Source organism: Nitratireductor aquibiodomus NL21 = JCM 21793 (genome assembly GCF_000615975.1).
GTDB lineage: Bacteria > Pseudomonadota > Alphaproteobacteria > Rhizobiales > Rhizobiaceae > Nitratireductor > Nitratireductor aquibiodomus.
This window is the reverse complement of the sequence record NZ_BAMP01000059.1, coordinates 17,541-27,082: the sequence shown is the minus strand read 5'-3', so window position 1 is coordinate 27,082 and position 9,542 is coordinate 17,541. Positions and strand designations below refer to the sequence as shown.

General features: G+C 59.9%; 10 protein-coding genes, 1 tRNA gene and 1 pseudogene. 7 read left to right on the top strand and 5 right to left on the bottom strand.

Translation table 11 applies throughout. The features are described from left to right. The 5 genes and pseudogenes from JCM21793_RS29280 to JCM21793_RS15430 all read right to left on the bottom strand — a co-directional run. Positions 1-930, bottom strand: a pseudogene (locus JCM21793_RS29280) (hypothetical protein); the annotation flags it as partial. Positions 931-1,429: 499 nt separating this feature from the next. Then, positions 1,430-1,915, bottom strand: a complete 486-nt coding sequence (locus JCM21793_RS15445) for a hypothetical protein (RefSeq protein ID WP_025030946.1) — start codon at positions 1,913-1,915, stop codon at positions 1,430-1,432. 191 nt (positions 1,916-2,106) lie between these two features. Further along, positions 2,107-2,310: a hypothetical protein gene (locus JCM21793_RS15440; protein ID WP_007007103.1), complete on the bottom strand. Its 204-nt coding sequence runs from the start codon at positions 2,308-2,310 to the stop codon at positions 2,107-2,109. Between the two features lie 171 nt (positions 2,311-2,481). Beyond that, positions 2,482-2,556: transfer RNA gene (locus JCM21793_RS15435), tRNA-Val, on the bottom strand. A 78-nt stretch (positions 2,557-2,634) separates the two neighbouring features. Next, positions 2,635-3,318: an HAD family hydrolase gene (locus tag JCM21793_RS15430; RefSeq protein WP_025030945.1), complete on the bottom strand. Its 684-nt coding sequence runs from the start codon at positions 3,316-3,318 to the stop codon at positions 2,635-2,637. Between the two features lie 129 nt (positions 3,319-3,447). Here JCM21793_RS15430 and rpiA point away from each other — a divergent pair, with 129 nt between their 5' ends. From rpiA to JCM21793_RS15395, 7 genes are all read left to right on the top strand, one after another. Continuing rightward, positions 3,448-4,164 carry a ribose-5-phosphate isomerase RpiA gene (gene rpiA, locus JCM21793_RS15425; protein ID WP_244439795.1) on the top strand — a complete coding sequence of 239 codons (717 nt, stop codon included), beginning with the start codon at positions 3,448-3,450 and terminating at the stop codon, positions 4,162-4,164. Positions 4,165-4,186: 22 nt separating this feature from the next. Next, positions 4,187-4,729: a DUF2059 domain-containing protein gene (locus JCM21793_RS15420; protein ID WP_007007106.1), complete on the top strand. Its 543-nt coding sequence runs from the start codon at positions 4,187-4,189 to the stop codon at positions 4,727-4,729. A 164-nt stretch (positions 4,730-4,893) separates the two neighbouring features. Then, entirely contained in the window at positions 4,894-6,279 is a 1,386-nt protein-coding gene (gor, locus tag JCM21793_RS15415) for a glutathione-disulfide reductase (protein ID WP_025030943.1), read from the top strand. A 19-nt stretch (positions 6,280-6,298) separates the two neighbouring features. Continuing rightward, positions 6,299-6,883, top strand: a complete 585-nt coding sequence (locus JCM21793_RS15410; protein ID WP_244439794.1) for a gamma-glutamylcyclotransferase family protein — start codon at positions 6,299-6,301, stop codon at positions 6,881-6,883. 133 nt (positions 6,884-7,016) lie between these two features. Continuing rightward, on the top strand, positions 7,017-8,393 hold the full coding sequence (locus tag JCM21793_RS15405) for a class II 3-deoxy-7-phosphoheptulonate synthase (RefSeq protein ID WP_025030941.1): 1,377 nt from the start codon (positions 7,017-7,019) through the stop codon (positions 8,391-8,393). A gap of 100 nt (positions 8,394-8,493) precedes the next feature. After that, positions 8,494-8,925 carry a GFA family protein gene (locus tag JCM21793_RS15400; RefSeq protein WP_025030940.1) on the top strand — a complete coding sequence of 144 codons (432 nt, stop codon included), beginning with the start codon at positions 8,494-8,496 and terminating at the stop codon, positions 8,923-8,925. Next, positions 8,922-9,515, top strand: a complete 594-nt coding sequence (locus JCM21793_RS15395) for a hemerythrin domain-containing protein (RefSeq protein ID WP_025030939.1) — start codon at positions 8,922-8,924, stop codon at positions 9,513-9,515. The genes JCM21793_RS15400 and JCM21793_RS15395 overlap by 4 nt, the downstream gene beginning before the upstream one ends. Positions 9,516-9,542 lie beyond the last annotated feature (27 nt).

Genomic DNA, 9,542 nt, shown 5'->3' with positions numbered 1-9,542 from the left:
TGCACCGAGGCCGCCGAGGCCGAGACCTGTACCGGTGGCCGTTCCACCGGAACCGCCCGCTGCACCGTTGCCGTTGCCGCCATAGGCCTTGGCGTCATCAGCCATGCCGCCACGGGCATAGCCGCCGTCTGCATAACCGCGATCGCCATCGCCGCCGTCGGCATCGGCATCACCGCCGCCTTCGCCACCGTCGCCTCCGGCCACGATGCCGTCATCGGCTGTGGCGTTACCGCCGTTTGCGTCGCCGTTCTGGTTGAAATCGGCTTCGTTGGAGACATTCGGGTTTTCAAGCGTGTCGTTGTCGACCAGGTCGTTGACCTGTCCGACAACGAAGGCGTTGTCGTTGCCGCCGCCATTGAGCGAGTCGTTCAGGATGTCCTCGAACGACATGTCGTCGCCCGGATCGTAGGAAATCTCACCGTCGCGATTGATGAACAATTCGTCGACCGATCCACCACCATAGATGTCCACGTCGGCGAAGTCGTCGTCAGAGGGAATAAAGCCGTCGAGACCGACATTCACGGATGTGTTGACGGAGGTGGCGACATTGGTTGCCACGTCGGTGTTGTTGGTTGCGTTGTTCTCTGCGTTGTTCTGCGCCGCATTGCGGGCATTGTTGCTGGCTGCGTTGTCGGCCGCATTGGTGGCCGCGTTGTCTGCGGTGTTGCCAGCCTGGTTGTTCGCGGCGTTCTGTGCCGCGTTGGCAGCGCTATTCGCGCTGGAGTTATTGCTGGTGTTGTCGGCATCATTGGTGGCGGCATTGTCAGCATCGTTGCCTGCCGTGTTTTCAGCGGTGTTGGTGGCGTTCTGTTCCTGACCCTGATACTGCCATTCACCCTGGTGCTGATGTTGGTCCTGATCCTGGTCCTGCCATTGCTTGTTGCCTGGCCAACCAGGGAAGAAAACGCCAAATCCGTTTTGCTTAGGCATGATCGTGTCCTCATCCTCAAAATGAGAACCGTGCGGACACGATCACTGTTCATCTCTCAGGTGATATTGTGTCTACACGGTCCTGCTGTTTCACGACCCGAAGGCCGTCTTTCGAAGTGCAGAGCAACGTTCGGTATTTGAATGATGTTGCACTCCTCCCTCAGTCGGATGGTGCCGATCTTCCTGGCGCAAATCCCCACCGCCCACATCATCGTTGCGACCCATGAACAGTCTTCACGACAGGGGTTCGGACTTATCCGACGGGAGGAATTGTCGTGCCGGGAGAGCGAACAAAAAACCTGCAAATTCGGTCGATTGGGGCGCATTAAGGCCTGACCATAGGTCCACCCACCACATCAAAATGGGTAGACGCGGGGTAGCTAGGTTTGGGTGAGTCGGGGAAAGCACGACAGATTCATGCCGCTTTCCACAGTTTTGTATATGTGTTCCTGCCTGTCCATCAAGGCGGCGATTCGAAGCGCCAGCTTAGGGCCTGACCCTAGAAGCGGAACGTCCAGTAGAGACAGGCGAGAGTGGCAGCTGCGAATCCAATGAAGGCAAGCGTGCGCAAAAGCACATTGCGCCGCAGTGCATCGAGCGACAAATGGGCGACGACAATGCCGGCTGCGAACACGAACTGCCAGTCGACCAGTGCCCACAACGCTCCCGCGTTCCCGAACGCCATCCGCGTGACCTGAACCCCGACGATCGTTGCGAAAAGCACCACGGCGGTGAGGTAGATCGGGGTCGTCCCATTGGCGTGCATCATCGCGGCTGCCCGGATCGGAAGTATGGTCACCAGCATGGCTGTAAACGCATAGAGAGCAGCGAGCGGCACGAAGGTGGCCGCACTGGCAAGGCCATCGAGCCGTTCATTGCCGAGGCTTCCAAATCCATAGCCCTTGATCTGCAGCGCAAAGCCCAGGGCAACCAGCAATCCGGTGAGAACGGCGACGAGAAGGAAGGCGGATGCTGTGCGGTTCATGCGAGTTCACTCCGGAATCGGCTCGGTTCCCCCTCGCTTAGGACGATCCGCCGGTCTTGAAAAGACAGGAAGTGGGAGTTGCTGCCCGTTACCGCCAGCGGTCCGAGCGTCAGGCGCGATGCAGTCCGGGCAGGTATAATGGAGCCGCGCCAAAGGCGTGCCCAACGCGCGGCCTGATACGAGAGCTATGCTTACGAGTTGGCGACCTTCTTCCGTTCCTCCCGCGCAAGGCGCCGCTTCTCCACCTCGTTGAGCACATAGCAGGCGTCTTCCGCTTCAGATTTGCTGATGCCGGCCACGATTGTCATGCCGATCATTGCGGGTTCGTTCAGCAGATTATCCCAAACGGTCCAAAGTTCTGAAGGGTCAAGGATTATCTCGTAGCGGGGTTTCATCTCCCGTCTCCTTCATCAGATTGCTCTCCAGCATTTGCCTAACGAGAGATCAATGATTCTGATGAAAGAGAAGTAAGCGAAAACAATAGGATAAGAGTAAAATTTTAGCAGTTCAGGCCGGCACCCGCCGTTTCCAGCGTGCAGGGAAAACAGAAAAGAAGAGAAATATAATGGTGGGCGCGGCAGGGATTGAACCTGCGACCCCACCCGTGTGAAGGGTGTGCTCTCCCGCTGAGCTACGCGCCCGCTGACGAAGCATCGTCAAGCGAGCCGCGATATAAGGGGCGGGGCGGGTGAGTGTCAAGCGCGCTTTCGCGCCTGTGCTCAGGATGCTGTCGCGGCGATCAGGCCTTCCACCATCTCGACCGTCAATTCATCGAAGCGCGAGATCACACGCGACGGCTCAAACGTGCTTACATGCTGGTCGGTATAGCCGAAATCGACCGCGATGACGGGGATGCCGGCAGCCTTGGCGGTGTCGATGTCCGTGCGCGAATCACCGACCATTACGGCCCGCTGCGGGTCCGCACCCGCCATGGCGATGGTCCGCAGGAGATGTCCCGGATCGGGTTTGCGCATCGGAAAGGTATCGCCGCCGCAGATCGCGCTGAAATGTCCGACGATGCAGAGCGCTTCGAGAAGGGAGAGCGACATGCCCTCAAGTTTGTTGGTGCAGACCGCTGCCGTGTAGCCGGCCGCGAGGAAGCGTTCGACCGTTTCGACGGCGCCGGGAAACGGCCTGGAGCGCCCGGGAACGTTCGCCGTGTAGTGATCGAGGAAGGCAGCCTGAAGCGCGTCGAGCTGGCCGCCGTCCAGATGCCGTTTGCGCAGCGCGAAGGCCCGTTCGATCATCACACGGCTGCCGAAACCGACGATGCGGTTGACGTCCTCATGCTTCACCGGCTCCATATCGACGGTTTCAAGGCAGTGATTGAGGCTGTCGAGCAGGTCCGGTGCCGTGTCGACAAGCGTTCCGTCGAGATCGAAAACGATGATTGGCGCTGACATGTTGTCCCCTTGCTTGAATTTCACTGGGATACCGCGCAAGGCGGGTTGAAGCAAGTTGGGCACTGTCTCCGCGCACGCGCGCCGCCTGCATTGCGGGGAGAGGTAAAACGGGTTAGGAACCGCTGAGATATGACCGGGGGCGAGATGTCGGCGGATATGCGTGAATTGAAGATCGAGGCGGCTCGTGCTGCGCTTGATCAGGTGGAAGATGGAATGCGGCTCGGAATCGGTACGGGTTCGACCGCTGAAGAGTTCGTCCGCGTTCTGGCCGAGCGTGTTGCCGGCGGCCTGACCGTGATCGGTGTTCCCACCTCCGAGCGTACGGCTGCGCTGTGTCTGGAGCTCGGCGTTCCGCTCACCACGCTAGACGAAACCCCCGAACTCGACCTGACCATCGACGGTGCCGACGAAATCGGGCCGCAGCTTGGATTGATCAAGGGCGGTGGTGGCGCATTGCTGCGCGAAAAGATCGTTGCAGCCGCTTCACGGCGTATGATCGTGATTGCCGACAAGTCCAAGCTCGTCGAAACACTTGGCCGTTTTCCACTGCCGATCGAGGTCAACTCCTTTGGCCTCGGTGCGACCGTTCGGACGATTGAAAGAACAGCGCGCGCACTCGGACTGGAGGGTGCTCTGAAAGTGCGGGAGCGGGATGGAAGGCCTTTCGTTACCGATGGTGGACATCTCATCGTCGATGCATCTTTTGGCCGCATTCCCGATCCAAGAGCATTGGCGAATGCGTTAAACGCCATACCGGGTGTTGTAGAACACGGCCTGTTTCTCGACCTTGCCGACACCGCTTTCGTGGCCGGGGACGGCGAGGTGCGAACCTTCGGGGCCGCATAAACAAGAATGGAGTGAGAAACATATGAATCTGGCAACCCGCATCCGCCTTGTTGCAGCTTCTGCAGCTGTGGCGGTGACGTTCGCTTTCGCTCCTGCCGGCGCGCAGGAGATTTCCGCGTCCCATCTCGCCGCGGCGCGCTCCGCGATTGATGCGATCAACGCAACCGACGATTTTGATGGCGTGCTGCCACAGGCCGCTGCCGCGCTCAAGTCGGAACTGATCCGCAAGAACCCGGATATGGTGGCGCTGATCAATGCCACGGTGGACGAGAAGGCCATTGAACTGGCAAGCCGCCGGGTCGACCTCGAACGGGAAGCCGCGCAGGCCTATGCTCGCGTCTTCTCCGAGCAGGAACTGACAGAGATCGCGCAGTTCTACACCTCCCCGACGGGCATGAAACTGATCGAGGACGGCCCCATTGTGACCCGCGAGGTCCTGAAGGCCGGAGAAATCTGGCGTCGCGGCATCGCGCGTGATCTCGCCCAGATGGTCGGGCAGCAGATCCAGGCCGCGACTGGCGCGACCGGCAGCGGAGAGGCTGCCGGCGAGGAAACCGCCCAGTAAGCTTTCGATCACGAAACAGTTAGAGCCCGGTCGTCGCACCGGGCTTTTATTCTTCTACGGGCGTTTCTAAGTGAGTGCGGCGGTGCAGCATTCCCGTTGCTGCAGAGCTTCAGAAGCGCTCGGGCGCGGCGGATTCACGGTATTCAAGGGGCGAGGATCAGAGAATGAGCGATTTCGACTACGATCTTTTTGTGATTGGCGGCGGTTCTGGTGGGGTGCGCGCTGCACGTCTTGCGGCAGGCCTTGGAAAACGCGTTGCCATTGCCGAAGAATACCGCTTTGGCGGCACCTGCGTCATTCGCGGCTGTGTGCCGAAGAAGCTCTTTGTATACGCCTCGCAGTTTCCGGAGCATTTCGAGGATGCAGCCGGCTATGGCTGGACTGTGCCCAGGCCCACCTTCGACTGGAAAACTCTCGTCACGAACAAGGACCGTGAGATTGCCCGGCTCGAGGGCCTTTATCGCAAGGGGCTTGAGAATGCCGGCGCCGAGATCTTCGAGGCCCGTGCGACGCTGGTGGATCGCCACACGCTCGATGTTGGCGGAAAGCGCGTGACGGCCGAAAGAATCATCATCGCTGTCGGCGGACGCCCCAATCCGCACCTGGCGCTTCCTGGCCATGAGCATTGCATATTTTCCAACGAGGCCTTTGACCTGGAGGCGCTGCCCTGGTCTATCGTCATTGAGGGTGGTGGCTATATTGCCGTCGAGTTCGCCAATATCTTTCACGGCCTGGGGGTCGACACCACGCTGGTCTATCGCGGCAAGGAAATCCTGTCGCGTTTCGATCAGGATCTGCGCCGCGAGCTTCACGCCACGATGGAGGCCAAGGGTATCAGGATCCTGTGCCAGGACGTCCTGACGAAGGTGGAAAAGCGCGGGGAGGGTGATCTTCTCGTTCATCTCAAGTCCGGCGCCACCCTTGAGGCCGGTCAGGTCATGCTGGCTATTGGCCGCATTCCGAACACCGAAGGTCTGGGGCTCGAGGCTGCCGGTGTGGAGACCGGCAAGATCGGCGAAATCCCGGTCGACGGTTTCTCTCGCACGAATGTCGAAAACATCTGGGCGCTGGGGGATGTGACCAATCGCGTGCAGCTCACGCCGGTCGCAATCCACGAAGCGATGTGCTTTATCGAGACCGAGTATAAGGGCAATCCGACCGAAGTCGATCACGACACGATTGCCACGGCCGTGTTCTCACAGCCCGAAATCGGTACGGTGGGGCTTTCCGAGGACGAGGCGGCGCAGCGCTTCGATCGACTGGAAATCTATCGGGCGAGCTTCCGGCCCATGCGTCACACGCTGTCCGGGCGGCAGGAGAAGATGCTCATGAAGCTCGTTGTCGACAGCGAGACCCGGCGTGTGCTTGGCGCTCATGTCATGGGTCCGGATGCCGGCGAAATGGCTCAGGTTCTGGGCATCTCGCTCAAGGCGCGGCTGACCAAGGATGATTTCGATCGAACGATGGCGGTGCACCCGTCCGCGGCCGAAGAACTGGTCACGATGTATCAGCCGACATATCGCGTCGAGAAGGGCAAACGGGTCGAGTGAGATGGGAGAGGGCTGCGGCGTGAATGGTCTGGTCGCCTATTTTGGCTACGGGTCGCTCGTCAACCGCGATACGCACCGCACGGAGATTGTCGGAGCATACCCGGCGCGGCTTAAGGGCTGGCGCCGCCAGTGGGTGCGCCGCGATGGCGAAAGCAGCCGTGCGCTCCTGAGTGTGCGGCGCGACCCTGCTGCCGTCATTGACGGTTTGCTCGTTGTCGATCGGGCCGAGAATCTCGCCGCCGTCGATCAGCGCGAAGAGCGCTACCGGCGTGTCTCGCTCACCCCGTCTGATCTGGAATTGTCTGCTGAGCTGCCTGCCGGCTGTTCGCTTTATGTCTATGAAGCATCAGCGGATCAGGCTTCCGTTCGTCTCGAAATCATCCAGTCTTATCTCGACGCGGTGCTGCAGGGGTTTCTGCGGGAGTATGGCCGTGCCGGCGTCGAACGTTTTGTTCGCGAGACCGAGGGTTTCGATGCTACGGTGATTGCTGATCGCAAGACGCCGGGCTATCCGCGCGCGGTGAGGCTTGAGGCCGATGAGGAGGCGTATTTCGACGCACTGATAATGCAAAAAATCTCTGATTTTGCACCTTTCGTGCGTTAGTGTTTCCCGAACGCCACAATTGCGGGCTAGTATCGGGCGCTTCCTTTGGTTAAGAAAGCGGCCTTCCAGTATCCGTCTTGGAGATTTCAGCGGATAGAGGACATGATCCTATAGCAACTGTCGAGTAAGCAAGATGACGAAGTGGTCGCCGAATTCGTGGAGAAACAAGCCAATCCTGCAGGTTCCGGCTTATCCGGACGCTGACGCCCTGGCCGAGGTCGAGGCGCGCATGGCCACGTATCCGCCGCTCGTTTTTGCAGGTGAGGCGCGTAAGCTGAAGAAGCAGCTCGCTGCCGTGGCCGAAGGCAACGGTTTTCTGCTTCAGGGCGGCGATTGCGCCGAGAGTTTTGCCGAGCACGGTGCCGACAATATCCGCGATTTCTTCCGCGCTTTTCTTCAGATGGCCGTTGTCTTGACCTATGCCGGTTCGCAGCCGGTGGTGAAGGTCGGGCGCATCGCAGGCCAGTTCGCAAAGCCGCGCTCCTCGGACAACGAGACCAAGGGTGATGTGGTGCTGCCGAGTTACCGCGGTGACATCATCAATGGCATTGAATTCGACGAAGCCTCGCGTATTCCCGATCCGGCACGTCAGGAAATGGTGTACCGCCAGTCGGCGGCAACGCTGAACCTTCTGCGCGCCTTTGCGCAGGGCGGTTTCGCCAATCTGGAAAACGTCCATAAGTGGATGCTGGGCTTCCTGTCCGACAGTCCGCAGGCCGAGCGCTATCAGGAGCTGGCCAACCGCATCTCCGAGACGGTCGATTTCATGCGCGCCATCGGCATCACCGGCGAAAGCACGCATGCGCTGCGCGAGACGGATTTCTACACGAGCCATGAGGGGCTGCTTCTTGGCTACGAGGAGGCGCTCACGCGCGTCGATTCCACATCCGGCGACTGGTATGCAACATCCGGTCACATGATCTGGATCGGCGATCGCACGCGCCAGCCCGATCATGCCCATGTGGAATACTGCCGCGGCATCAAGAATCCGCTCGGCCTGAAATGCGGTCCCTCGCTCTCGCCCGACGGTCTGATGGAGCTGATCGATATTCTGAACCCGGAAAACGAGCCCGGCCGCCTGACCCTGATCGCACGTTTCGGTGCGGACAAGGTGGGCGAATACCTGCCCAGGCTCATCCGCGCGGTGGAGAAAGAAGGGCGCAAGGTCGTCTGGTCTTGCGATCCGATGCACGGCAATACCGTCACTGCGGCCGGCTACAAGACGCGGCCCTTCGACCGCATCCTCAAGGAGGTTCAGACCTTCTTCGAGGTGCATCGCGCTGAAGGATCGCATCCGGGCGGCCTGCATGTAGAGATGACGGGCAAGAACGTTACCGAGTGCACGGGCGGCGCGCGCGCCATCCGCGACGAGGAGCTGCAGGATCGCTACCACACCCATTGTGACCCTCGTCTCAATGCCGATCAGGCGCTTGAGCTGTCTTTCCTGGTGGCCGAACTCCTGAAGAAAGACCGTGAGGCCCTGCCGGCAGGCAAGGTGGCCAACGGCTGAAACCGCCTGATGCTTAGCTTCAGGCATAGTTGATGTCGCCGGCGGCTTTGAGCTGATAAATATGGTTCCGGATACGACTGGATCGCGTTCGGAGGAAACCATGATGAAAGAAAGCAACGGATCGTGCCTGTGTGGTGCGGTCCGTTTTCGCACCAGGGGCGCGCTGCGCGGCGTTGTCTATTGTCACTGCTCGCAGTGCCGCAAGCAGACAGGGCTCTACTATGCCGCGACGGATGTCGATGTGTCGAACGTCGTCATTGAAGGCGAGGGGAACATCACCTGGTATGCGGCCTCCGATTTCGCCAAACGCGGTTTCTGCAGGACATGTGGCTCCGCCCTGTTCTGGAAGCGCAATGATGCGGACAAGATCTCGATTCTGGCCGGTGCCTTCGACCTGCCATCAGGCCTCACGGCCGAAAGCCACATTTTCGTGGCCGACAGGGGCGACTTCTATGCTATCGCGGATGAGCTGCCACAATATGCTCTCGGCGGTCCGAGTGTTGTCGTCGCTCCGGCCAGACGCGACGAATGACGATGCTACCAGAAATGCCGAATCTTGAGACCCGGAACGGATTGCCTGCCGATCTGCGTTATCTCGTGGAGAAATACCCACGAGAGGTCTGGCCGTCGCATCCGAACCTTGGCGAGATGGCACGGTTCTGGCTGCAGCGCCACGACATGTTTCGTGAGCTTGGCGGCATGTTGAAGGCGGGCATGGGCGATTATCGGGGGCAGAAGCTCGCTCCGCGCGATTTCGCTGTCTGGTTCGCGCCTCGCCTGCGCTTCTTCCTGCAGCAGCTTCACGGACACCATCAAATCGAGGACATGCACTATTTCCCGGTTTTTGCAAAAGCGGAGCCGCGCATGAAGCACGGTTTTGATTTGCTCGACAGCGACCATCACGTCATCCATGACGCGCTGGAGCGCAATGCGGAGAGTGGCACGGCGTTTTTGCAGGCACTTCAGGCGGACGGCGATCAAGTGCGCTTTGCCGCTGATGCCTATGCGCGGGAAAACGAGGCCCTGCTCGCCATGCTGCTGCGTCATCTGGACGATGAGGAGGATCTCATCATTCCGCTCATTCTGGATAGAAGTGAAGAGGGGCTTGGCGTCGGCCTCTGATACACGCGGGAGTGTTGCAAGCATGGG